Genomic DNA, 24,423 nt, shown 5'->3' with positions numbered 1-24,423 from the left:
GGTTCCGTGAAATTTGAGCAAAGCCAACATAAATTTTAGGACCGCGCAACATATTTTTTGTTGCGGGCTAAAATTTAAGTACCTATTTTAGCTTTACACAAATCCAGAGCGTCCAGACGGGCGCCGGACCGGGAGAGACGGGACACATGGCGGGACCAGTGCGGGACATTCTGGCGGAGATCGAGGCAGGCTACGGCCGGCTGACGCCCAAGCTGCGCCGGATCGCCGATTACGTGCGCGCCGAGCCGGAATCCTTCATCCGCCTGACCTCGCGCGAGATCTGCGCCGCGCTCGACACCAGCGAGCCGACGCTGATCCGCTTCTGCAAGGACTTCGGGTACAGCGGGCTGGCGGAGTTCCGCATCGATCTGGCCCTTGCCCTGGCGGGCGCCAGCGGTGGCGAACCCCGCTTCATCGAGCCGGTCGTGCAGGATCGCCGGACGATCAACCTGGAGAGCAAGCGCCGCATTGCCCGCGCTGCCGCGCCGCTGATCGCCGGCGACAGGGCAATCCTCATCGACAACGGCTCGACCGTGGAACTGCTCGCAGCGCTGCTGGACAAGGCGGATCCGCTCACGGTGATGACCACGGACCTGAACGTGGCCCAGACGCTGATGGGGCACGGCCGCCACGACGTGATGCTGACCGGCGGACGCATCCGGCCGAATGCACGCTCGCTGACCGGACGACTGGTGGAAGCCTCGCTCGCCGGGATGCGCTTCGACAGCTTCATCATGGGGGCGACCAGCCTCGACCCCGTCAACGGCCTCTCCACCTTCCGCGAGGACGAGGCGCATCAGACCAGAGCCATGACGCAGGTGGCCGAGCGCGTGATCGTGCTGGCCGACCGCTCGAAATTCATGAAGCCGAGCCTGCACCGGATCTGCACCTGGGAGGAGATCGACGTGCTCGTCACCGATCTCGACCCGGATGATCCGGTGGCAGCGACCCTCGCTGACCTCGGGGTCCAGCTCGTCTTTGCCCAGGACAAGGAAGCCGCAGCATGACCGAACTCTCCCGTTGGCACACCTGGCGCGAAATCCACGCGCAGCCGGACATCTGGCGCGGCTTTGCCGGCGCGCTGGCCGACCGGGCCCGCGAGATCTCCGCGTGGATCAGCCGCCGCGGCGTCGACGAGGTCTGGCTGTGCGGCGCGGGAACCTCGGCCTTCATCGGCCAGATCCTCGCCGCAGAAACGACCGATGGCCCGCGCCTGGTGGCGGTGGCCACAACGGACTACGTGGCCGCGCCGACAACGATCCGCCCGACGGGCCAGCGCCTGCTGGTGGTCCAGTTCGGCCGCAGCGGCGACAGCTCGGAAACGGTGGGCATGCTGGACCTCATGGACCAGCTGTTGCCCGAGGCTGACCGGCTGCACATCACCTGCAACGCCGGCAGCGCGCTCGCAACCCGGGCGGCTCCCGGGCCCGGCGAACAGCGCGTGCTGGTGCTGCCCGAGGCAACCCATGACCGTGCCTTTGCCATGACCTCGAGCTTCTCCACCATGCTGCTGTCGGCGGCCGCGATCCTGGGCCACGGGAGCGTTCCGCAGCGCCTCGACGATCTGGCCACTGCGCTGGAAGGCGTCCTGACACGCGCGGCGGCGCTGAACCAGCCCCGGCCGGAACGGGCGATCTTCCTCGGCTCCGGCGCGCTGACCGGTACAGCCCGGGAATGCGCCCTGAAGGTTCTGGAACTCACCGCTGGCCAGACCATGACGCAGTGGGACAGCACGCTCGGCTTCCGGCACGGTCCGAAGGCCGCGATCACGCCGGGCAGCGACATCTACGTGCTGCTGCACCCCGATCACCACACCGCGCGTTATGACGCCGACATCGCCGCCGAGATCCGCCGCCAGTTTCCGGACAACCGGGTGCTGACGATCGGTCCGGCCGGAGACATCAGCATCGCCGGAACAGGCGTCGCGGCTGTCGATGCCGTGCTCTATGTCGGCGTGGCGCAGGTTCTGGCGACCCGCTGGTCGGACAGCCTGGGCCTCAACGTCGACAACCCGTTTGCCGGCGGCGCGCTCAGCCGCGTCGTCTCCGGCGTGAAGCTCTACGCGCTCGCCCGATGATCTGCGGCGGCATCGACGTTGGCGGCACGAAGATGGAGGCGCAGCTCTTCGATGAAGGGATGCGCCTCGTCACAAGCCGCCGCAGCCCGACGCGGCACGAGGATTTCGACGCCTTCATCGCGGGTCTCGCCGAGGAGGCGCGCTGGCTCATCGCCCAGTCCGGCCGCGCCGACCTGCCGATCGGCATCGGCCTGCCCGGCATCGTCGACCCGGTGAGCGGGGCCTCGACGGCCTCGAACATCCCGACCTCGGGCCGCGACATTGCCGCCGCGCTGCAGGCAAGCGTCGGCCGGAGCTTCGTCTATGGCAACGACTGCGCGTCCTTCGCGCTGTCGGAGGCCAATGGCGGTGCCGGCGAGGGCTTCGGCTGCGTGGTCGGGCTGATCATCGGCACCGGCGTCGGCGCGGGGATTTCCATCAACGGGACAACGCCACCACGGCACAACCAGCTGGCCGTCGAGATCGGGCATGTCGGTGTTCCGGCGCGCACGCTCCGACGGCACGGCCTGCCGGAGTGGCGTTGCGGCTGCGGCCGGAGCGCCTGTTTCGAGCCCTACATGTCGGGCAAGGGGATTGCGAACCTTGCCCGCTGGAAACTGGGGCAAGAGGTGAGCGCGGCCGAGATTGCCGCCCATCCGCGCGGCGGCGAGGTGCTCGACATCTGGGCCGACGTGACGGCCGAGGCGCTCGACACGCTGCAGCTGCTGTTCGACCCGGACTGCATCACCTTCGGCGGCGGGGTCTCCCGCCTGCCCGACCTCGCTGCGCGGCTGGAGCAGGCACTGCTGCGGCTGCGCCTCGGCACCAGCCGGCCCCCTGCCCTGCGCGTCGCCCGACATGGCGACAGCTCGGGCGGACGCGGCATGGCGCTCATTGCTCTTCGCGCGGCCTCAAGCCCATCGGCCTGAACGCCCCGCCAGCAGAGGACTGACAGATGGACAAACTGACGAGTTTCCTGCGCGCAAACCGCGCGGGATCGGGGAAGGCCATGCCTTCCGTCTGCTCCGCGCATGAACATGTGCTGATGGCATCGCTGATGATGGCGCAAAGCCATCAGCAGACGATCCTGATCGAGGCCACCAGCAACCAGGTGAACCAGTTCGGCGGCTACACGGGCATGGAGCCGATCGACTTTGCGAACTACATCGAGAGGGTTGCCAAGGCGGTCGGAGCGGACATGGATCTGGTGATCCTGGGCGGCGACCATCTGGGCCCGCAGGTCTGGCGGTCCGAGCCGGCGGATGTGGCCATGCGCCATGCGGCGGACATGATCCGCGACTATGTGAACGCCGGGTTCCGCAAGATCCATCTCGACTGTTCGGAAGGCTGTGCCGGCGAACCGGCGCAGGTGGGCGACGCGCTGGCGGCCGCCCGCGCCGCACAGCTGGCGAAGGTCTGCGAGGAGACCGCCCCGGGTCAGGTGCTCTATGTCATCGGGACCGAAGTGCCACCTCCGGGCGGCGCCCGCGCCGACGAGCACGGCATCACGCCGACCTCGCCGGAACGGGCGAGGGCCACGCTGGAGGCGCACCGGCAAGCCTTTGCCGCACTGGGTCTGGACGCCGCCTTTGCCCGTGTGCGCGGGCTGGTCGTGCAGCCCGGACTGGAGTTCGGCCCCGCACATGTCGACCATTTCGACCGGATGCAGCCTGACCTCCTGAGTGCTGCGCTGGACGGCTATCCGGATCTCTGCTTCGAGGCGCATTCGACCGACTACCAGCGCAAAGACGTCTATCCGGATCTCGCCCGCCGTCACTTCGGCATCCTCAAGGTCGGCCCGGCGCTGACCTTTGCCTGGCGCGAGGCACTGTACGGCCTGTCGCATATCGACAGCTGGCTGCACGGCAAGCCGCATATCAGCCAGACCATGGAAAAGCTGATGCTGGCAAACCCGAAGCCGTGGCAAGGGCACTACCCGGATGACCGGGCTCTGCGCCACTTCGGCTATGCTGACCGCATCCGCTATTACTGGAACGACCCGAGGGCGCGGAAGGCGATCAACGCCATGCTCACGCGGCTGGCAGGGACCACCATCCCCGAGCCGCTGCTGCATGCCTACATCCCGAAATTCACGGCGTCCCTGGCCGGGATCATGACCCGGCGCGGCATACCGCTGAGCAAGGCAATCCTGCTGGCGAGCGTGAAGCTGGCGCTGGAGCCCTACATGGAAGACCGCACGAGCTGGCTGACCGCGCAATGACACGGATGATTGCACCCGAGCTTGTCTACCTGGACGGCGACCTGCTGCGCGGGCAAGTCGTGGAGGTGACCGACGGCAGGGTCACCGCCGTGCGGCCCCGCCGCAGCGATGACGCCCGCCCGGAGGCCGAGCCTTACCTGCTGTTGCCGGCCCTGACCGACCTGCAGGTGAATGGCGGCGGCGGCGTGATGCTGAACTCCGAACCGACGCCGGAGGGGATGGCGGCGATCATCGCCGCGCACCGTGGCCTCGGCACGGGCTGGATCCTGCCGACGGTGATCACCGACGCGCCCGAGGTGCTGGCCCGAACGGTCGAGGCGGCGCTGGAGATGAAGGGCACGCCGGGCTTTCTCGGCCTGCACATCGAGGGCCCGCACATCGCCCCGGCGCGACGCGGCACGCACAAGGAAGCCTTCATCCGGCCGCTGGACGACACGACGATCCACCACTGCGAGCGGCTGCGGGCGGCCGGTATTCCCGTGTTGCTGACCCTGGCACCGGAGCGCACGGCCCCCGAGACCATCACCCGGCTCGCCGACCTTGGCGTCATCGTCTCGGCCGGCCACACGGAGGCGGACGCGGCAACAACGGACAGGGCGCTGGCAGCGGGGCTTTCCGCCTTCACGCACCTCTTCAATGCCATGCCGCCGATGACCTCCCGCGCGCCGGGGATCGTGGCGGCAGCGATCCGCTCGCGCGCCCATGTCGGGCTCATCGCCGACGGCATCCATGTCGACTGGCGCATGGCCCAGATCGCCTGCGCCGCCCGGTCAGAGAAGAACCTGACCTTCCTCGTCTCCGACGCCATGGCGACCGTGGGCGGGCCGGAGCATTTCACGCTCTATGGCCAGGACATCTTCGTCCGCGACGGAGCGCTGGTGAATGCGGAGGGCTCGCTGGCCGGCGCGCATATCGACATGGTGACGAGCCTTGCCAACGCGCATCACCACATCGGCCTGCCGCTGGCAGAGGCGATTGCCATGGCCACCGACGTGCCGCGCGCGGCGATGAACCTGCCGCCGCTCGGCATTGCAACTGGCCTGCCGGCGGGCGACCTTCTCGCCCTCGACGCCGCCTGGCAGCGCGTGCCGATCTGAGCGGGTCACGCCCTGCAAAAAGGCACGCGGGACGCTGCAAAGCCCCTTGCAACTTTGTCAGACATTGTTCAATCTTTGTCTGACAAAGACGCTTCCCTTGGAGGCGTGCAAGGGAAGGACGGACCGCGTGGCAGCAGGATCGCAACAGGAAACAGGGTCCCGTGCAGCGCTTGATGCGCTGATTGCCCTGATCGAGGCGCGGGGCCTTGGCGTCGGCGACCGTCTGCCGCCGGAGCTGGACCTGGCCGCTGCCCTCGGCTGTGGCCGCTCCACCATCCGGGAAATCCTGAAAAGCTGGGAGAACCTCGGCCTTGTCTCGCGCAACAAGGGCGCGGGCACCCGGATCACGGCGGAGATTTCCAACCAGTCGCTGCTGCTGCCGGTGACGGTCAAGATCGAGGCCGACAGCCTCTACCGGACCCTTGAGGTGCGCCGGCCGCTGGAGATCGAGGCCGCCCGGCTCGCCTGCCTGCGCGGCACCGACGAGGATCGCCGCCACATCGCCCAGCGCGCCAACGAGCTGCTGGCCGACTATCACGCCGGCCTCGACTGGCGCCCGGCCGACCACCGGTTTCACGCCGCGATCCACGCCGCCAGCCACAACCCGCTGTTCGCCCAGATCATCCGCCAGGTGCACAAGGCCTTCGACACGCTCTACGAGGCGCCTTTCGGGCGGCCGCACCTGGGGCAGAGCAGCATCCCGATCCACCGGGACCTGGCCGATGCGGTGATCGCCGGTGACGCCGCCAAGGCCGAGGAAATCATGGCCGCCATTCTGGACATCACGCACGAAGAGGCCCGCCGGGTCGTGGAGGACGGGCAATGAGTAACGATTTCACCACCCTCGAGACCCTGTTCGCCGCCGCCCACACCGGCCCCGGTGGCTCCGTGACCCCGCCGATCGTGCAGACGTCGCTGTTCACCTTCGGCAGCTATGCCGAGTTCGAGAACCGCATGGCCGGGCTCAGCGACGATCCGCTCTACACACGGGTGCAGAACCCGACCGTCTCTGCCTTCGAGGACATGATGGCGAAGGCAGAAGGCGGCGAGGCCGCCGTGGGCTTTGCCTCCGGCATGGGCGCGATCTCGGCGACGGTGCTGGCCTTCGTCAAGCCGGGCGACCGCATCGCCTGCGTCGAGCATGTCTATCCGGACGCCTACCGCCTGTTCGAGCGGATGCTCCGGCCCTTCGGTGTCGACATCACCTACCACCCGGTGGCGGAGTTCGAGGACAACCCGGATCTCCTGCGCGGCGCGGCCCTCGCCTATCTGGAGAGCCCGACGTCGGTGATGCTGCAGGCCATGAACCTGCCGAAGGTGGCGAGCCACGCCCGCAAGGCCGGCGTCCTGACGATGATCGACAATTCCTGGGCAACGCCGGTGTTCCAGCGCCCCATCGAGCTGGGCATCGACATCGTCGTCCACTCGGCGTCCAAATACATCGGCGGTCACTCCGACACCGTGGCCGGCGTCGTCATTGCCAGCAAGGCCAACATCGGCCACATCCGCGACCTGACCTTGCCGCTGCTCGGCGCAAAACTTGCGCCCTTCGAGGCCTTCCTGCTCCTGCGCGGGTTGCGCACCTTGCCGATCCGCATGCGCCAGCACCAGGCGGCGGCGAACCTCTTCGTTGACCGTCTGTCGGCGCTGCCGCAGGTACGGCGGGTCAATTCTCCCGGAGCCAATTCCGTGCCGGGCCTTGGCGGCCGCTCCGGGCTCCTCTCCATCGAGTTCGACGAGACGGTCGATATCCGCAAGCTCGCCGAGGGCCTGTCGCTGTTCCGTCTTGGCGTGTCCTGGGGCGGCTTCGAGAGCCTGATCCTGCCGGCCGGGATCAGCCTTGCCCAGTCCATGCCCTTCAATTCGATGCAGCGTTTCGGCGTGCCGCGCACCCTGGTGCGGCTCAGCCTCGGACTTGAGAACGAACAGGATCTTTGGGCCGATTTCCAGACGGCCCTGGAGAAGAGCGCCGCCTGAAGCGGCGCCAGATTGGGGAACTGGAGGACAATATGATGAAAAAGAGCGTGGGGCTCGCTGCCCTCGTCGGACTACTCATGTCCACTGCAGCCTATGCCGAGACCCTCAAACTGGTGGAAGTGATCACCAGCCCGGAGCGCACCGAGGTGCTGAAGGGCATGGTGGAGGAGTTCAAGAAGGCCAATCCCGGCACAGAGGTGGAGATCGTCTCGCTGCCCTGGGGCCAGGCCTTTGAAAAGCTGGCGACGATGGTGGCCGGTGGCGACATTCCCGATGTCGTCGAGATGCCGGACCGCTGGGCCGCGCTTTATGCCGGCTCCGGCCAGCTGATGAGCCTCGAGGACAACATTGCCAAGTGGCAGTACGGCGGCAACCTGACCCAGAAGACGCTCGACATGGGCCGTCTTGCTGGCGGCAAGGCCTACATGCTGCCCTACGGCTTCTATCTGCGGGCGATGTTCTACAACAAGAAGCTGCTCGCCGAGGCCGGCGTCGCCAACCCGCCGGCTACGATGGAGGAGTTCATGGCCGCCTCGGCGGCGGTCTCCAAGCTGCCGGGCAAGTCGGGCTACTGCCTGCGCGGCGGTCCGGGCGGCCTCAACGGCTGGATCATGATGGCTGCCACGATGAACGGCACCAACGAGTTCTTCACCGCCGATGGCAAGAGCCGCATCAACGAGCCGGGCTCTGTCGCCGGGCTCCAGTTCCTGATCGACATGTACCAGAAGGGCTATGCCCCGAAGGACTCCGTCAGCTGGGGCTTCAACGAGATCGTCGCCGGCTTCTACTCCGGCACCTGCGCCTTCCTCGACCAGGATCCGGACGCGCTGATCGCCGTACAGGAGCGCATGAAGCCGGAGGACTTTGCCGTGGCGCCGATGCCGCTTGGCTCCGCCGGCAAGGCTTTCCCGACCATCGGTTTCGCGGGCTGGTCGATCTTCAACACGACCAAGTCGCCGGACAAGGCCTGGGCGCTTGTTGCCGCCCTCTCTGCCCCGGACGCCAATGCCACCTGGGCCAAGCGTGTCGGCGTCATTCCGATCCACAAGGGCGCGGAACAGGATCCGTTCTTCCGCACGCCGCAGTTCGCCGGCTGGTTCGAGGAGCTGAACAGCGACAAGTACGTGCCGACGACGATGCCGACCTATCTGGAGCAGTTCGGATATTTCGCCGACTCCATCGCGCTGGAGACCAGCCAGCAGGCGCTGCTTGGCGACATGACCGCGCAGGAGCTGGCCGACGAATGGGCCGCGTTCCTCACCGAGGAGTACGGCAAGTGGAAGGCCAAGCAATGAGCGCCAGCGCGCGCCGCGTGCCCGGGGAAACCCGGGCACGCCCCAACTTCATCTGGCGCCACCTGATCGAGCCCTATCTCTACATCTCCCCGGCCCTCGTGCTGATCGCGCTGGTGATGGTGGTGCCGCTCGTCATCGGCCTGTCCTATGCCTTCCAGTCGGTGGTGCTGCTGCGGCCCTCGGCCGGCGGGTGGGTGGGGCTCGCGAATTTTGCGCAGCTGTGGGGCGATGCCCGGTTCTGGCGGGCGCTTAACAACACCTTCTGGTGGACTTTCGGCTCGCTGGTGTTCCAGTTCGCCTTCGGGCTCGGGCTGGCGCTGCTGCTCAACACGCAGTTTGCCGGCAAAAGACTGGTGCAGGCGCTGGTGTTCCTGCCCTGGGCCGTGCCGACCTTCCTCACCGCGCTGACCTGGTCGTGGCTGTTCAATCCGGTGATCGGCCCGCTGCCGCACTGGCTGGCCGCGCTCGGCATCCTGTCGGAGCCCTTCAACATCCTCGGCGATCCGGCGCTGGCCATGTGGGGACCGATCACGGCGAATGTCTGGTTCGGCATTCCCTTCTTCGCCATCACGCTTCTGGCGGCGCTGCAGTCGATCCCCGGAGAGCTGTATGAAGCCGCCGAGATCGACGGGGCGACGCCCTGGCAGGCCTTCGTCAAGATCACCCTGCCGTTCCTCGCGCCGATGATCGCCATCACCGTGATGCTGCGCACGATCTGGATCGCCAATTTCGCGGACCTGATCTTCGTGATGACCGGCGGAGGCCCGGCCAACTCGACGCAGATCCTATCGTCCTACATTTTCACCACGGCGTTCCGGAAGCTCGACTTCGGCTATGCCTCGGCGCTGGCCATTGCCCTGCTCAGCCTGCTGCTCGCCTATGCCGTCGTGCTGCTGGCGCTGCGCCGCCGCTTCGTGAGGATCTGAGCCCATGGCCCGCCGCACAGCCTCGCCCCTCCTCTCGACCGCCAGGTATCTGGCCCTGGCCGCCTATCTCGCCTTCGCGCTGTTTCCGCTCTACTGGCTGGTTAAGATCGCGATCACGCCGGACCAGCTGATCTTCACCGAAGGCACCCGGCTGTTCCCCTCGGAAACCAGCTTCGGCAACTTCGCCAAGGTCATCACCCAGACCGACTTCCTGGCCTATTTCGGCAACAGCCTGATCGTGTCGCTGGGCACTGCGGGCGTGACGACGCTGATCGCCGCCGGCGCCGGCTATGCCTTCTCGCGCTTCGACTTCGCCGGCAAGCGGGTGCTGGTGGGCATCATGCTGGTGACGCAGATGTTCCCGCTGCTGATGGTCATCGCGCCCATCTACAAGATGGTGGCGGCGCTCGGCATGCTGAACTCGCTGACCAGCCTCATCGTCGTCTACACCGCCTTCAACATCCCCTTCGCCACCTTCCTGATGCAGTCCTTCTTCGACGGCATCCCACGCGATCTGGAAGAAGCGGCGATGATCGACGGCTGCACCCGGTTCCAGGCGCTCAGGCGGATCATCGTGCCGCTGACCCTGCCCGGGCTTGGCGCGACGCTCGGCTTCGTCTTCACCGCCGCCTGGAGTGAACTCCTCTTCGCGCTGATGCTGATCAACTCCAACGATGCGATGACCTTCCCGGTCGGGCTGCTCACCTTCGTGTCGAAGTTCTCCGTCGACTGGGGACAGATGATGGCCGCCGGCGTGCTGGCGCTGGTGCCGTCCTGCCTCTTCTTCCTCTTCATCCAGCGTTACCTCGTGCAGGGCCTGACCTCAGGCGCCGTCAAGGGATAGGAGACGTCACATGGCCCGAATGGAACTGTCCTCTCTCGCCAAGCGCTATGGTCAGGTCGAGGTGCTGCGCGAGATTGACCTCACCATCGAGGACGGCGAGTTCGTCGTCCTTGTCGGCCCGTCGGGCTGTGGCAAGTCCACGCTGCTGCGGATGATCGCCGGGCTGGAGCCGATATCCGGCGGCGAGCTGCGCATCGACGGCCGGCGCGTCAACGAGACGGCCCCGCGCGACCGGGACATCGCCATGGTGTTCCAGTCCTATGCGCTCTACCCGCATATGGATGTGGCGCGGAACATGGGGTTCTCGCTGGAGATCCGCGGCAAACCTGAGGCCGAGCGGCGCCCGCGCGTCACTGCTGCTGCTTCGACCCTGTCGCTGGAGCCTCTGCTGGCGCGCCTGCCCAAGGCGCTCTCCGGCGGGCAGCGCCAGCGCGTCGCCATGGGCCGCGCCATCGTGCGCCAGCCCCGCGCCTTCCTGTTCGACGAGCCCCTGTCCAACCTCGATGCGGCCTTGCGCGTCGACATGCGGCTGGAGATCGCCCGGCTGCACAAGCGGCTGGCGGCGACGATGATCTATGTGACGCATGACCAGGTGGAGGCAATGACGCTGGCGGACCGGATCGTGGTGCTGAACGGCGGCGACGTGCAGCAGGTCGGCTCGCCGCTCGATCTCTACGACCGGCCGGCCAACCGGTTCGTCGCCCAGTTCATCGGCTCGCCGACCATGAACATCCTGCCTGTGACGCTGGATGACCGGGGACTGCCCCGTCTGGCCACCGGCGCGGCCGTGCCGCTTGACGGCCTTGCCCCGGAGGGCGTGGCCGGGCGGATCGCCGAGATCGGGCTGCGGCCCGAACATCTGGTGCCGGGTACGGCTGAAGGCGCACTGGTCAGCGGCACGGCGGATCTGGTCGAGCATCTGGGCTCGGACACCAATGTCTATGTCCGGACAGAGGACTATGGCACGCTGGTGTTGCGCGTGCATGGCCATCACCCGGTGCGCTCCGGCGACGCGCTGCATCTGCACGCAAGACCCGGCACCGTGCAAGCCTTTGACCACAATGGCCTGGCCTTGCCGCGCCGGAGCCGCTGAGACCCGGGCGCACGGAGCCGAAACACGGACGGCCGCCTGCGGCGGCCTGTGCCTGAAGGGGTGGAAGGCCGCCTGCGGCGGCCTGTGCCAGACGGGTTGGAAGGCCGCCTGCGGCGGCCTGTGCCAGACGGGTTGGAAGGCCGCCTGCGGCGGCCTGTGCCAGACGGGTTGGAAGGCCGCCTGCGGCGGCCTTCCGGGGGGCACGCGGAGGATGGGGCTCCGCGTCAGGTGGTGCTGGCCGGAACCCCGTCCGATGCCGCCAGCTTCGAGGCGTTCATCTTGCGATAGATGAAGAAGTACAGGCGGATGTACTGGCCAATCAGGATCGCGTTGATGATCGTGCCTTCGCGGATGAACTTCACTTCGCCCAGGAACGCCAGGCCGATGCAGGCCGAGGTCAGCAGCAGGGTGCAGTCGAAGCCGGTCTTGATGTTGCCCCACTTCCAGCCGGTGCGCTTGCAGATGGTGTTGACGAACATGTCCACCGGCATCAGCACCAGATTGGCGCGGATCATCAGGAACAGGCCGAAGGCCAGAGCCGCATCGGCGAACACCAGCAGCGCCACCTTGGCCTGGTAAAGCTCCAGCTTGATGAACTCGGTCATCATCAGGTTCAGATCGAGGAACACCGCCAGCACGAAGGCGGGCACCAGCGAGAAGAACGCCGTGATCTTGAAGTCCTTCGGCATGACCAGATAGGTCAGCGCCAGCATGATCAGCTCAAGGATGAAATTGTAGGTGCCCTGCGTCAGCGGCGGAAACACCAGCGTCATGGTGCGCGTCAGGCTCGACTGCGGCGAGATGCCGATGCCGGCGCGGATCGCGAGGCTCACGCCGAAGGTCAGGATGTAGATGCCGACCACATACATGATCCAGCGCCGGGTGAGACTGCCGGTGTCGAGAACATCGGCCTCGCCGGGTTTGTGTGCCATGCTTTTCCTCCCAGTTCCTGTCCGGACCGCCTGAGCAACGGGCCGGACCCTCCTTGTTGATGTCTGCGGATGCGGGGCCGGGACCGGTGGGTCCGTCATGCAGCCGCGCCGCGTTCCCCGCCAGCGGGAGCTGCCGCCCCCGCCGGGATTTCGGTGCAAAAGACCGCCGGACGCCTCCTCCGCCGACCGGCGAGCCTGAAGGTCCGGTTCACGCCATGAAGCGGAAGCGGTGCAGCGAGATGAACAGGCTGAGCAGCTTGTTGACGACCGGCTCGCCCTCGTTGCGGTTGCCCATCTCCTCCAGCGCCGCGTCGATGGCGCCGGCAGCAGCGGTGAGCTCGGCGACGGTCATGTTGGCCATGACGCCATAGATCTCGAGCGGCATGACGGCCTTCTGCTGCAGGTTCTCGGTGACCACGCAGGCGCCGGAATAGCCGTCGACCTGCTTCAGGCAATGGCACATTTCCGCGCTGTCGTTGCCGATGGCGACGAAATAGGGCTTGGGTGCCGGCCAGAAGGTCGCCACTGCTCCACGGTCGATGCGCACGCCCTTGAACAGGCCGTTGACCACATGCCGCTCGCCCCTGGGGTAACGCTGCACGACCGAGATGCGGCTGTAACGGACGCCGTCCAGCTCGGGCACGACCTGGCCATCACGATAGGGCACCCAGACTTCCTGGAAGAACCGGGCGTGGCCGCGACCGTAGACATCGAACAGATAGACCTTGGCCTGCGTGCCGTCGGCCGAGATCTCCAGCGGCACGATGTCGAGCTGCTCCGCCCGGAGCGTGTCGAGCCCCGGAACCCCGGCCTTGCACATGCCCGAGTAGTCGATCTCGGCATTCTTCAGCAGCTTGCGGTCCTTCGCGACCAGCTCGCCGTCCTTGAACACGTAGCGGGGATTGATGCGCGACAGGCTGTCGGTCAGCACGATGTCGGCGAACTTGCCGGGCGTCAGCGAGCCGATCTGGTCCTCCATGTGGAAGGAGCGGGCGGTGTTGTAGGTGGCCATCTTGATGGCATGGATCGGGTTGATGCCCATGTCGGCGCAGACCCCGATGATCCAGTCCATGTGGCCCGACTTCAGCAGCCGCTCGACCGAGATGTTGTCGGTGCAGAGCATGAAGTTGTCCGTCGGCCACTTGCGGTCGACGATGGCGCGCAGCAGCACCTTGATCACTTCTGCGGAGCCGACGCCGAACTTGATGTGGGTCGGGAAGCCGTAGCGGATCGACTTCTCGATGTCGTCCTCGTTCCAGACGTCGTGGTTGTTGGAGACGCCGATCGCCGGCAGGTAGTTCAGCACCATGTCGGACAGGGCAGTGACACCCCAGTGGCCGTTCATGAAACCGCCCTTGGCCCGCACCCAGGCCGCCTTGCGGAAGTCGTCGTCGTCGCCCGAGGAATAGGTGAAATGCTCGAACTCGCCGAGGCCGATCACCGGTTCCATCTGCAGCACCGCCTGGGTGACATGGGCGGCCGTCTTCTTGCCCGGGGCAAAGGCGAACAGGCGGTAGGGCAGCTTGTCATGGTCCTTGAACAGGGCCGTTGCCGCCTCGACGCCTTCCTCGCCGGCCGCGCTCAGGAGGTCGAGGCACTCGGCATAGATCGTTGTGGTGCCGCAGGGCACCATCGCCTCCGCCAGCGCCGTCGGATGGGCCAGCTGCGATTCGAAATGGATGTGGGCGTCGATCAGGCCCGGAATGGCGTAGAGCCCCTCGCCGTCGAAAACCTCGCGCACCTTGAGGATGCTTTCGTCCGGCGACAGCGCCACGATGCGCTTGTCATGCACCAGGATGGAGCCCTGATAGACGGTCTCGCCATGCACATCGAGGATGTTGAGGTTCTTGATGAGCAGATCCGCCTCGGCCCTGCCATGCAGGATGTCGAAAATGGTGCGGACCTTGGCGTAGTGCTGCGTTTCCAGGGCGTTCACGGCGGACCTCCGGTCGGTGGTGTGTGGGCACGGAGAGAACCGGGCTTCGGGCAGACGGGCTCCTTCCGCCGGACAGGGCCCGGCAGCCGGACATGTTCCGTCGCCGAACCCGCCCCGACGGGCGGTCAGCCGGACGGATCCCGATGACCTGAATGATCCTCCCCCAGGCGGGCCGCTGTGTGCCGGCGCGCCGTCGCCGTCATAAAAGAAGATTGCACCGCTTCCTGAAAGCAGTATTTTCTGCGCGGAGCGTTCGCTTTTTCAGAACGCAAAAGGAGGCGACATGCTGCACTCGCGGGTCCTGCGCTACATCGACGAAGTGGCCCGCAGCGGGTCGATCCGCGCGGCGGCCGACCGGCTGAACGTGGCGGCATCGGCCATCAACAAGCATGTGCTGCAGCTGGAGCAAGTGATCGGCGCGCCGCTGTTCGAGCGCCTGCCGCGCGGCCTGCGCCTGACACCGGCCGGCGAGATCCTCCTTGCCCACATCCGGCGCACCCTGCGCGAGTACAGCGAGGTGGAAGCGGAAATCCGTGACCTGACGACGCTGGAGAGCGGCGAGGTGATCGTGGCGACGATGAACGGGCTGGCCGGCGGCATCGTGCCGAAGGCGGCCGCGCTGTTCGCCGGCCGTCACCCGCGCATCCGCATCACGATCCGGGTGATGGCCCGCACGGACATCGTTGCGGCCGTGGCGGCGGGCGAGGCCGATCTGGGCCTTGCCTTCAACCTTCCGGCCCATGCGGCGCTGGAAACGGTGGCCGCCTTTGATGCCAGGCTTGGTGCCGTGGTCTCGCCGGCCCACCCTCTCGCCGGGCAGGACAGCGTAACGCTGGCAGCCTGCCTCGCCCATCCGCTGATCTTCCCGGACCGCCGGATGGTGATGCACGACCTGATTGCCGGCAGCTTCACCGCCGCCGGCCTGACCGCCGAGCCGGCCTTCCAGACGAACTCCATCGAGGCCATGAAGCAGATCGCGGCCAGCGGCGACGGCATCGTCTTTCTCAGCCGCTTCGACGTGGCCGAGGACATCCGGCGCGGACTGCTGGTCCACCTGCCGGTGCGCGACGGCGACTTCGCCTGGAACGTGCTCCATGTCGTCTGCCGTGAACGCCGTGTCCGCGGGCTCGGCGTGGAAATGTTCTGCGGCGACCTTGTCCGGGTGGTGGGCCTGGTGTGAGGCAGCGCCCTGCACCCGCCCCTGTGTCTCGCCCCTGTGCCTCGCCCCTCCGCCCCGCCCCTGCGGCGGGCCATGCCGGCACTTGGCCGGCACCGTCAGAAACTGCACATTCAGTCAAGTTTCAGCCTGTTCAAGTTACTTGAACTTCATTGCAAGCCTCTTTACCGTGCGGGATGTACCTGCCGCAGCGCTCGCTCGTCAGGTGCTGGGGGAGGGTCACGGGCATGGCGCGCCATCGCTTGCTCACGCGCGTTGCACCGCACGTTCCCTCATCGGAGGGGAAGTGAATTCGTGCGTTACAAGCGGAGGGAGCCACACCATGAAGACGACCAGGCGACAATTTCTCGCGGGCACGGCGGCGATCGGCGTCGCGGGAGCCATCGGCGCGCCCAACCTGTTCTCGCAGGCCTTTGCACAGGCCTCCAACACGCTGGTCTTTGCGGCCGCCGGCACGGTGACGGGCTCGTGGGACCCGAGCTCGCACACGGTCGCGCCCCAGATCACGGCGGAGGGCTTCCTGTTCGGCCGGCTGACCCGCTGCCCGATGACACCCGAGAATCCGGGCGAAATCCTGCCTGATCTCGCGGTGTCGTGGAGCCAGGTCGACGCGCACACGCTCGAGTACAAGCTGCGCGCCGGCGTCACCTTCCATGACGGCCAGCCGTTCACCGCAAGGGACGTGAAGGCGACCTACGAATACGCCTCCGACCCGAGCCGCCCGGCTTCGGCCTGGTATCCGGGCCGCGTCGATGTCGAGGTCGTCGACGATCTCACCGTGCGGCTGTCCACCAAGGCGCACGGCTATCCTGCGCTGAACTTCTGGTATGTGTCCTCGTTCCTGCCGATCCTGTGCGCGGACGACGTCGCCAACCCGGAGAAGCTGAAGCAGCGCCCGAACGGCACCGGCCCGTTCAAGTATGTCAGCACCACCGGCGACCAGATCAACTTCCAGGCCTTCGACGGCTATCACGGCGGCAAGCCGGCGATCGAGAACCTGGTCTGGGCCTATGTGCCGGACGCCAACACCCGCGTGCTCGGCCTGCTGAACGGCCAGTACCACCTGACCGAACGCCTCGAGCCCGAGCAGTATGTCTCGCTGTCGAAGGAAGCCGGCATCAAGACCGACCGCTCGCTGTCCAGCGAGAACAAGTACCTGCACTTCCGCTGCAACAAGCCGCCGTTCGACGATGTGCGCGTGCGCCTCGCCGCTTTCCACTCGATCGACCGCGATCAGGTTCTCGCCATTGTCGGCGAGGCAGGCCAGGCGTCCAACTGCCACCTGTCGCCGGTGAAGTTCGGCTTCACCGACGTCGAGGGCTACCCGGAATACAACCCGGAGAAGGCGCAGGCGCTGCTGGCCGAGGCCGGCTACCCGAACGGCCAGGGCCTGCCGGAAATCGAGTACATCACCTCGGTCGGCTTCTATCCGAAGACGCGCGAATACGGCGAGCTCATCTCGGCGATGCTGCAGGAGCAGGGCTTCCCGGTGAAGCTCACCACGCTGGAGCCCGCCGCCTGGGAAGAGCAGCTCTACCGCCGCGCCGACGGCCAGGGGCCCGGCCATATCGTCGATGTCGGCTGGCTCACCGGGTCGCCGGAGCCTGATCTGGTGCTGCGCCCGAACTACCATTCGAGCTTCGCGCTGATCAACGGCATCAACGATGCCGAAATTGATGCCTCGCTCGACAAGCAGCGCAATGCCCTGACGCAGGACGAGCGCCTGAAGGTGCTGCAGACCGAAACGCTGCCGCTGATCGCCGCCAAGGCACCGAGCATCTCCCTGTTCTCGAGCGTGTTCCTGCGCGCCATGAGCAGCAAGCTCGACGGCGTGACGTTCTTCCCGAACGGGCCGGTCGACCTGAGCAAGGCGACCCTTTCCTGAGCCTGTCTCTCGCCAGACAGCGGACTGCCGGCCGGATCATCCGGCCGGCAGCATACCCCGTCGTGTCCGTTTCAGGCCCCGGCCCTGCCAGGAACCCCGTCTATGGCATTTGCAATCGAGTTCTTCGTCAGGCGCCTGAGCCAGGGACTGCTGATCGTCCTGCTCGTTGCCTTCGTCATCTTCACGCTGCTGCGCATCGCGCCGGGTGACCCGATCCGCATCATTCTCGGACCAATGGCGACGGCGACGGCCATGGAGGAGACGGCGCGCGAACTTGGCCTGCGCGACCCCATTCCCGTGCAGTTCGGCCGCTTCATCGTGCAGGTCGCCAGCGGCGACTTCGGCCACTCCTTCATTCGCGGCAAGCAGGGCGGGGCGAGCGGCGGCTCTCAGGACGGCGCGCCGGACCTGTCGCAGCGCGCCCCGGTGATGGACCTCATCCTCACCGCCTTGCCCTACACGCTGATCCTCGCCAGCCTCGGCCTTGTCTTCGCCTTCCTAATCGCCATCCCGATCGGGCTCGCCGCCGGCCTCAATGCCGGACGATGGCAACAGAAGCTCGGGCTCTATATCTCGTCCTTCTTCGTCTCGCTGCCCAACATCTGGGTCGGGGTGGTGCTGATCTACCTGCTGTCGGCGAAATCCGGGCTGCTTCCGGCCATCGGCTATCGCGGCATCGCCTATGCGATCATCCCGGCCATCGTCGTGGCCATCGAGATGTCGCCGGTCCTGATCCGCGCCATCGCCGTGTCGATCGCCGCGAACGTGCAGGAAGGCTATTTCAACGTCGGCCAGGTGCGCGGCATCCCGCGCAGCAAGATGATCTACCGGCACGTGGTCCGCAACGCAGCCGTGCCGCTCCTCAATGTCTTCAGCGCGCAGATGATCGGCATGCTGCTCGGCGGCCTGTTCGTGGTCGAATACATCTTCTCGTTCCCGGGCATCGGGCTGCTGACCATCAACGCCGTGTTCCAGCGGGATTTCCCGATCATCCAGGCGGTTGCCATCCTCGCCAGCGCCGTCCTGGTGCTGATCAACATCCTCGTCGACTTCGCCTCGACGACGATCGACCGCCGCCTGAAGTTCTGAGGACCCCGGATGACTGACATCGCTCTCTCTGCCCGGCCCCGCAGCCGTTCGGTCGCCCACCGCATCCTTGCCGGCGCCTGGGCGACGACCGAGATGAAGGTGGCCTTCTTCATCTTCGCAGCCCTCGCCGTGCTGACCGTGGTCGCCCCGTTCGTCATCGACGCGTCGGCCACGAAGATCACGGTGGCCGACCGCTTCCTGCCGCCAATCTTCATGGAGGGCGGGCGCTATCCCTATCTGCTCGGCACCGACCAGCTCGGCCGCGACCTGCTGCTGCGCTCGCTGATCGGCCTGCGCAACGCCTTCGCCATCGGCATCGTCTCGGTGGTCATCATGTTCGTGATCGGCTGCGCCATCGGCATCTACTCCGGCTATCGCGGCGGCTGGGTCGATGTGGTGCTGATGCGCATCACCGACGTGCAGATGTCGATCCCGGTGGTCATCCTCGCCATCACCATCCTCGGCATGTCGCGGCCGAACGCCTTCACGGTGATCGCCGTTCTGGTGCTTGCCAGCTGGCCTGCCTACGCCCGTGTCGCGCGCTCGGTCACGCTCGCCGAGCGTCAGAAGGAGTATGTGCGCGCGGCGAAGATCCTCGGCGCATCGGACCTGCGGATCATGGCGCTGCACATTGCCCCGTCGATCCTGCCGTCGATTGCCTTCGTTGCCGTGCTGGACATCGCGCGGATGATGATCTTCGAGGCGATCTTCGGCTTCATCGGCATCGGCATCCAGCCGCCGACGCCGACCTTCGGCACGATCATCTCGGCCGGCACCCAGTATCTGCTCAACGCCTGGTGGATCACCATCGTGCCGGGCTTCCTGCTCGCCCTCGCCCTCACCAGCCTCAACCTGATGGGCGGCGTGCTCGAGCGCTCGCGCAACCTCGTGCTCCAGGGACAACTGTGATGGCGACCGAACCAATCATGCGGGTGGAGAGCCTGTCGGTCGTGCTCGACAGCGCGGCCGGATCCCGCCCGATCCTCTCCGATGTCAGCTTCGACGTGGCGCCGCGCTCCGTGCTCGGCATCATCGGCGAAAGCGGCTCGGGCAAGACGGTGCTCTCGAACGCGCTGATCAACTGGATCCACAAGCCGCTGCGCCTGACTTCCGGCCGCGTCCTCTATCAGGGCCGCGACCTTCTCGCCCTGCCGGAACAGGCGATGGCGAACCTGCGCGGCCGCGAGATCGCCTATATCGGCGCGAACCCGACCATCGCGCTCGATCCGACCATTCCGGTCGGCCACCAGATCGTCGAGAAACTCAAGGAAGTCGAGCCCGGCATCTCCGAGGCGGATGCCCGCAAGCGCGTCATCGACACGCTCGACGCGGTGCGCATCCCCTCGGCCGTTCGCCGGTTCGACGAGTACCCGTTCCAGTTCTCCGGCGGCATGATGCAGCGGGCGATGATCGTCGACGCGCTGGTGTCCAATCCGAAGCTCCTGATCGCCGACAACATCACCCAGCCGCTGGACGTGACGGTGGCGGCGCAGATCATCCGGCTGCTGCGCGACCTGCAGAGCGCCTTCGAGACGTCGATCGTCTTCATCTCCTCGTCGCTCGGCGTCGTCACCGACACGGCCGACGATGTCATCGTCATCAATGCCGGCCGCATCGTCGAACGGCAGCCGGCAGCACGCCTCACGGCCGCGCCGGAGCATGCCTACACCCGTGAGCTGATCGCCAAGGTGCCCCGGCTGTGGGCCGAGGCCGAAACCCCGGAACCGAGCCCGGGCAACGACATCGTGCTGGAAGTGCGCGACGTCGAGCGCACCTATGTCGTGCGCGACCGCACCCGGCTCTTCGGCGAGAACCGCGTGCGCGCCGTGCGCGGCGTCAGCTTCGATGTGCGGCGCGGCGAGAGCTTCGGCCTGATCGGGGAATCGGGCTGCGGCAAGTCCACCCTGTCCCGGCTCCTGTCCTCCATCGAGCAGCCGGACAAGGGCTCGATCAAGGTCGAGGGCCGCGACATTGCCGGGCTGAAGGGCACGCCGCTGCTGGAGATGCGGCGGCGGTTCCAGCTGCTGCTGCAGGACCCCTACAACGCCATCCCCGCCCATGCCTCGATCGGCCGCACCATCGAGGAGCCCTTGCGCATCCACGGGCTGGCGCGCGGCACGGCGCTGAAACAGCGCGTGCGCGACGTGATGACCGAAGTGGGACTGTCACCGGATCTCTATGACAACCTGCCGGTGGGGCTGTCGGCCGGCCAGCGCCAGCGCATCAACATTGCCCGCGCCCTGATCCTGGAACCAAGCCTGATGATCCTGGACGAGACGCTGTCGGCGCTCGACCAGGTGGAGCAGGCGCGGCTTCTCGCCCTGTTCGAGACGCTGCAGAAGCGCCACGGCATCACGTATCTCTACATCTCGCATGATCTTGCCATGGTGCGGCGCGTCTGTGCCCGCATCGGCGTGATGTATCTCGGCCGCATCGTCGAGCTTGCCGACAATCACACGATCTTCGAGAACCCTGCCCATCCCTATACCCGCACGTTGCTGAGCTCCGTCCTGACGGTCGAGCCCAAGCCTTTCCTGCCGGAGACCTACCTGATGGAAGGCGAGCCGCCGGATCCGATCCATATCCCGGCCGGCTGCACGTTCCGCACGCGGTGCCCGTTCGCCTCCGCCCGCTGTGCGACCGAGGACCCGCATCTTGTTGCCACTGCCGAGGGCAACGGGGCGGCCTGCCATCTCGAGCCCGGTCACCTGCCGCCGTCCTCCCTGCTGCCCGCCCCCGCCGGGCGCACCGCCGCCTGCCTCGAGACGTGACCATGACCCGAGAAACCCCGGATCCGACCCGCTTCCTCACCGAGCGTCTCCCGATCTACCGGGACTGGCGCCAGCATCTGCACCGCCACCCGGAGACGGCCTTCGCCGAGCATGAGACCGCCGCCTTCGTCGCCGGACGGTTGCGCGACATGGGGCTCGAGGTGGCCGAAGGCCTGGCGGGCACCGGCCTTGTCGCCACGCTGCGGGGCACCGGGCCGGGCCGCACGATCGGCCTGCGCGCCGACATGGACGCGCTGCCGATCCCCGAGACGGGCACCGTGCCCTGGCGGTCGCTCCGGCCCGGGGTCTCGCATGCCTGCGGCCATGATGGCCACATGACGATGCTTCTGGCCGCCGCCGACTATCTGAGCCGCCAGGCAGGTCTGGCCGGCACCATCCACTTCGTGTTCCAGCCGGCGGAAGAGGCCGCGGGCGGCGGGCAGAAGATGGTCGAGGACGGCCTCTTCGACCGCTATCCGATGGACAGCATCTTCGGGCTGCACAACTGGCCGGGCCTGCCGCTGGGCCAGGTCGCCGTGCGGCCGGGTGCCATGATGGCGGCGATGGACCTGTTTTCCTTCCGGATCCGGGCGCGGGGCGTGCATGCGGCCATGCCGCATCTCGGCACGGATTCCATCGTCGCGGCCGGCGCGCTGGCCGGAAGCCTGCAGAACATCGTCTCGCGCGCCATCGACCCGCACCATCCGCTGGTGCTGTCACTGACCCAGATCCATGGCGGCCAGTCGCTCAATGCCCTGCCCGACCAGGTCGACCTGCAGGGAACGTTGCGCTACTTCGACGACACGGCCGGCGCCATCGCCCACCGGCGCATGCGCGAGATCGCCGAGGGCATCGCCCGCAGCCACGACGTGGCCATCGATCTCGACATCAAGCCGGCCTATCCGGTGACGCTGAACGAGACAACCGCCACGGCGACGATGGTCAGGGCCGCCCGGCGGCTGCCCGGTGGTCTGGACATTGTCGAGCAGTTCACCCCAAGCACGGCGTCGGAAGACTTCGCCTTCATGCTGCAGGCCCGGCCCGGCGCCTATGCCTGGATCGGCAACGGCCGCGACACGGCGCTGCACAATCCCGACTTCGACTTCAACGACGACCTGATCCCGATCGGCGCACGCTACTGGATCGAGGTCGCCAGCGAGGCACTGGACGCCCCAGGTGCCGGCACACGCACCTGACCCAACCCGGTTCAAGGAGACAGGACATGAGACTTTCCGGCAAGCGAGCCCTCCTCATCGGTGCAGCGACCGGCATCGGCCGGGCCACGGCCATCGAGTTCGCCCGCAACGGCGCAAGCCAGGTGATCGCGGACATCAACAAGGACGCGGCCGAAGACTGCGCGGCGCTGTGCCGCGCGGCCGGCGGCGCGGCCATCGCGCTCCAGTGCGACGTCCGCGACGAGGCCTCGGTGCGGTCCGTCGTCGAGACGGCCGGAGCGACCCTCGGCGGGCTCGACACGCTGGTCTATCTGGCCGGCCTGCAGCGCACCGGGCTGATCGAACAGTTCGATGCGGAGACCTGGGACGCGATCTTCGACGTCAATGCCCGCGGCACGTTCTTTGCCGCCAAATATGCAGGTCCGGCGATCGCGCGGGCGGGCGGTGGCGCCATCATAACCACCTCGTCGCTGGCGGGTCTGCGCGGCGCTGCCGGCATGGCGTCCTATGCCGCGGCCAAGGGCGCGGTGATCGCCTTCACGGTGGCGCTTGCGCAGGAGCTGGCCCCGCACAACATCCGCGTCAACTCGGTGCTGCCGGGCTGGATCGACACGCCGTTCAACGCCCCTGCCATCGACCTGATGGGCGGTGTCGAGGCCCATGCCGAGATCGTGCGCCGCGTCGTGCCGCTCGGCCGGCAGGGCACGCCGGAAGATGTGGCGCCGATCTATGTCTTCCTCGCCTCGGAGGAAGCGCGCTACATCACGGCAAAATCGATGATGGTCGACGGCGGCATGGCGCACTGAGGTGGGCACAAGCCCGGGGAAAGCGGCAGCGACCTCGCGTAAGGGCAGTTGCGCCGCCGCGCGCATCTGCGCTTATATCGCGGCCTGTGGCAGCCCGGGGCGACACCGGCTCGGGCCGCCGCTGGACGTGAAGGCGGCGCAGCGGCGCGCCGGGCATCATCATCTCCGCAAGGGGACAGGGGCATGACACGAAGCAAGGCGGCTTCAGCGGTGGATCTCGACGACGCGCGCCGCAATCTGGGCATCAAGCTCAGGCTGGCGCGCCAGACCAAGGGCTTTACGCTGAAGGAGCTTGCCGAGCGCGGCGACTGTTCCGAGAGCCTGCTGTCAAAGATCGAGAACGGCAAGGTGATGCCGTCGCTGCCGCTGGTGCACCGGCTGGTGCATGCGCTCGAGACCAACATCTCGTGGCTGTTCGAGGAGCAGGGCCCGCAGGACAACGTGGTGTTCCGCAAGGGGCAACGCCCGTTCATCTCGCTCGAGGGGAGCACCGGGCACACCACCGGCGTCATGCTCGAGCGGATTATTCCCTACAAGGAGGGCCACCTCCTGCAATGCAACATCCATCATCTCGAGGTCGGCGGCCGCTCCGGCGGCTCCATCACCCATGAAGGCGAGGAAGTCGGCTACGTGCTCGCAGGCCAGGTGGCCCTCGATCTCAACGACCAGACCTATGCACTCGAGGCCGGTGACGGGTTCTGCTTCCGCTCCAACATCCCGCATTCCTACCGCAACATCGGCAGCGAACCGGCCAGCATCCTGTGGGTCTGCACACCGCCGACGTTCTGAGGCGCGCCACGGGTCCGGACTGGACATGAGGGGATGCAGCGGCTGTGGTTATCCGCGGGCGGTCATGTGCGCGGGGGCGTTCGGCACTGGCCTTGAGACGATGTGTCAGGGTCTGCGAAGCGGTCTCGTCCAGGGTGGTTTCTGCCGGCTGTGTGTCTTTGTTTGCCGTTTTGGTGCGTGTGCCGGCCCTGGCGCCTCCGCGCGGACTGGGAGGCAGGTGTCTGGCGCAACCGGACCAGAACGGTCAGGCTTTCAGGGCGCCTTTCGCGAGCTGCCTGTTTGGTGATCTTTGTTTCCGCGCTGGCCCCTGTCTCCCTTCGCCCCTTTTATGTTCACTTTTTGTTCTCTTTCACA

At 66.9% G+C, this 24,423-nt stretch carries 21 protein-coding genes; 19 read left to right on the top strand and 2 right to left on the bottom strand.

Translation table 11 applies throughout. From position 1 onward, the window contains the following. The first annotated feature begins 146 nt into the window (after positions 1-146). The 11 genes from GWI72_RS14940 to GWI72_RS14890 all read left to right on the top strand — a co-directional run bounded on the left by GWI72_RS14940 (position 147) and on the right by GWI72_RS14890 (position 11,509). Positions 147-1,007: a DeoR/GlpR family DNA-binding transcription regulator gene (locus GWI72_RS14940; protein WP_161709216.1), complete on the top strand. Its 861-nt coding sequence runs from the start codon at positions 147-149 to the stop codon at positions 1,005-1,007. After that, the gene (locus GWI72_RS14935; protein WP_161709215.1) at positions 1,004-2,077 is read left to right on the top strand and encodes an SIS domain-containing protein; all 1,074 of its coding nucleotides are present in this window, start codon (positions 1,004-1,006) and stop codon (positions 2,075-2,077) included. Before GWI72_RS14940 ends, GWI72_RS14935 begins: the two co-directional genes overlap by 4 nt. Continuing rightward, complete coding sequence (locus GWI72_RS14930) at positions 2,074-2,985, top strand: ROK family protein (protein ID WP_161709214.1); 912 nt, start codon at positions 2,074-2,076, stop codon at positions 2,983-2,985. The genes GWI72_RS14935 and GWI72_RS14930 overlap by 4 nt, the downstream gene beginning before the upstream one ends. A 26-nt stretch (positions 2,986-3,011) precedes the next feature. Next, positions 3,012-4,277 carry a class II D-tagatose-bisphosphate aldolase non-catalytic subunit gene (locus GWI72_RS14925; RefSeq protein WP_161709213.1) on the top strand — a complete coding sequence of 422 codons (1,266 nt, stop codon included), beginning with the start codon at positions 3,012-3,014 and terminating at the stop codon, positions 4,275-4,277. Beyond that, the gene (locus GWI72_RS14920) at positions 4,274-5,374 is read left to right on the top strand and encodes an N-acetylglucosamine-6-phosphate deacetylase (RefSeq protein ID WP_161709212.1); all 1,101 of its coding nucleotides are present in this window, start codon (positions 4,274-4,276) and stop codon (positions 5,372-5,374) included. Before GWI72_RS14925 ends, GWI72_RS14920 begins: the two co-directional genes overlap by 4 nt. A 127-nt stretch (positions 5,375-5,501) precedes the next feature. Further along, positions 5,502-6,200 carry a FadR/GntR family transcriptional regulator gene (locus GWI72_RS14915; protein WP_348272698.1) on the top strand — a complete coding sequence of 233 codons (699 nt, stop codon included), beginning with the start codon at positions 5,502-5,504 and terminating at the stop codon, positions 6,198-6,200. Then, positions 6,197-7,351, top strand: coding sequence for a PLP-dependent transferase (locus GWI72_RS14910; protein WP_161709210.1), 1,155 nt, complete (start codon positions 6,197-6,199; stop codon positions 7,349-7,351). Before GWI72_RS14915 ends, GWI72_RS14910 begins: the two co-directional genes overlap by 4 nt. 35 nt (positions 7,352-7,386) lie before the next feature. Further along, positions 7,387-8,646: an ABC transporter substrate-binding protein gene (locus GWI72_RS14905; RefSeq protein WP_161709209.1), complete on the top strand. Its 1,260-nt coding sequence runs from the start codon at positions 7,387-7,389 to the stop codon at positions 8,644-8,646. Further along, positions 8,643-9,572 carry a carbohydrate ABC transporter permease gene (locus tag GWI72_RS14900; protein ID WP_161709208.1) on the top strand — a complete coding sequence of 310 codons (930 nt, stop codon included), beginning with the start codon at positions 8,643-8,645 and terminating at the stop codon, positions 9,570-9,572. Before GWI72_RS14905 ends, GWI72_RS14900 begins: the two co-directional genes overlap by 4 nt. A gap of 4 nt (positions 9,573-9,576) precedes the next feature. Then, positions 9,577-10,416, top strand: a complete 840-nt coding sequence (locus GWI72_RS14895; RefSeq protein ID WP_161709207.1) for a carbohydrate ABC transporter permease — start codon at positions 9,577-9,579, stop codon at positions 10,414-10,416. Between the two features lie 10 nt (positions 10,417-10,426). Beyond that, on the top strand, positions 10,427-11,509 hold the full coding sequence (locus tag GWI72_RS14890) for an ABC transporter ATP-binding protein (RefSeq protein WP_161709206.1): 1,083 nt from the start codon (positions 10,427-10,429) through the stop codon (positions 11,507-11,509). Between the two features lie 224 nt (positions 11,510-11,733). Here the strand turns inward: GWI72_RS14890 and GWI72_RS14885 are convergent, their stop codons facing one another. Next, positions 11,734-12,441 (bottom strand): YczE/YyaS/YitT family protein, encoded by a 708-nt coding sequence (locus GWI72_RS14885; RefSeq protein WP_161677433.1) that lies wholly within the window; start codon positions 12,439-12,441, stop codon positions 11,734-11,736. Positions 12,442-12,649: 208 nt separating this feature from the next. Beyond that, complete coding sequence (locus GWI72_RS14880) at positions 12,650-14,377, bottom strand: amidohydrolase family protein (protein ID WP_161709205.1); 1,728 nt, start codon at positions 14,375-14,377, stop codon at positions 12,650-12,652. Positions 14,378-14,660: 283 nt separating this feature from the next. Between GWI72_RS14880 and GWI72_RS14875 the strand changes: the two genes are divergently transcribed. From GWI72_RS14875 to GWI72_RS14840, 8 genes are all read left to right on the top strand, one after another. Continuing rightward, a complete protein-coding gene (locus GWI72_RS14875; RefSeq protein ID WP_161709204.1) occupies positions 14,661-15,557 on the top strand; it encodes a LysR family transcriptional regulator in 897 nt (298 codons plus the stop codon). 319 nt (positions 15,558-15,876) lie between these two features. Beyond that, positions 15,877-17,439: an ABC transporter substrate-binding protein gene (locus GWI72_RS14870; RefSeq protein WP_161677436.1), complete on the top strand. Its 1,563-nt coding sequence runs from the start codon at positions 15,877-15,879 to the stop codon at positions 17,437-17,439. Positions 17,440-17,541: 102 nt separating this feature from the next. Next, positions 17,542-18,528 (top strand): ABC transporter permease, encoded by a 987-nt coding sequence (locus tag GWI72_RS14865; protein WP_161677437.1) that lies wholly within the window; start codon positions 17,542-17,544, stop codon positions 18,526-18,528. 9 nt (positions 18,529-18,537) lie between these two features. Further along, positions 18,538-19,437 (top strand): ABC transporter permease, encoded by a 900-nt coding sequence (locus GWI72_RS14860; protein ID WP_161709203.1) that lies wholly within the window; start codon positions 18,538-18,540, stop codon positions 19,435-19,437. After that, complete coding sequence (locus tag GWI72_RS14855; protein ID WP_209000148.1) at positions 19,437-21,299, top strand: dipeptide ABC transporter ATP-binding protein; 1,863 nt, start codon at positions 19,437-19,439, stop codon at positions 21,297-21,299. Before GWI72_RS14860 ends, GWI72_RS14855 begins: the two co-directional genes overlap by 1 nt. Before the next feature lie 2 nt (positions 21,300-21,301). Beyond that, on the top strand, positions 21,302-22,495 hold the full coding sequence (locus tag GWI72_RS14850) for a M20 aminoacylase family protein (protein ID WP_161709202.1): 1,194 nt from the start codon (positions 21,302-21,304) through the stop codon (positions 22,493-22,495). A gap of 26 nt (positions 22,496-22,521) precedes the next feature. After that, complete coding sequence (locus GWI72_RS14845; RefSeq protein ID WP_161709201.1) at positions 22,522-23,280, top strand: SDR family NAD(P)-dependent oxidoreductase; 759 nt, start codon at positions 22,522-22,524, stop codon at positions 23,278-23,280. Between the two features lie 183 nt (positions 23,281-23,463). Then, complete coding sequence (locus GWI72_RS14840) at positions 23,464-24,069, top strand: cupin domain-containing protein (RefSeq protein ID WP_161677441.1); 606 nt, start codon at positions 23,464-23,466, stop codon at positions 24,067-24,069. Positions 24,070-24,423: the final 354 nt, after the last annotated feature.

The sequence above is a fragment of the Pannonibacter sp. XCT-53 genome (assembly GCF_009915765.1).
GTDB classification, from domain to species: Bacteria; Pseudomonadota; Alphaproteobacteria; order Rhizobiales; family Stappiaceae; genus Pannonibacter; species Pannonibacter tanglangensis.
The sequence above is the reverse complement of the archived record's forward strand: the minus strand, read 5'-3'. Positions and strand labels throughout refer to the sequence as shown.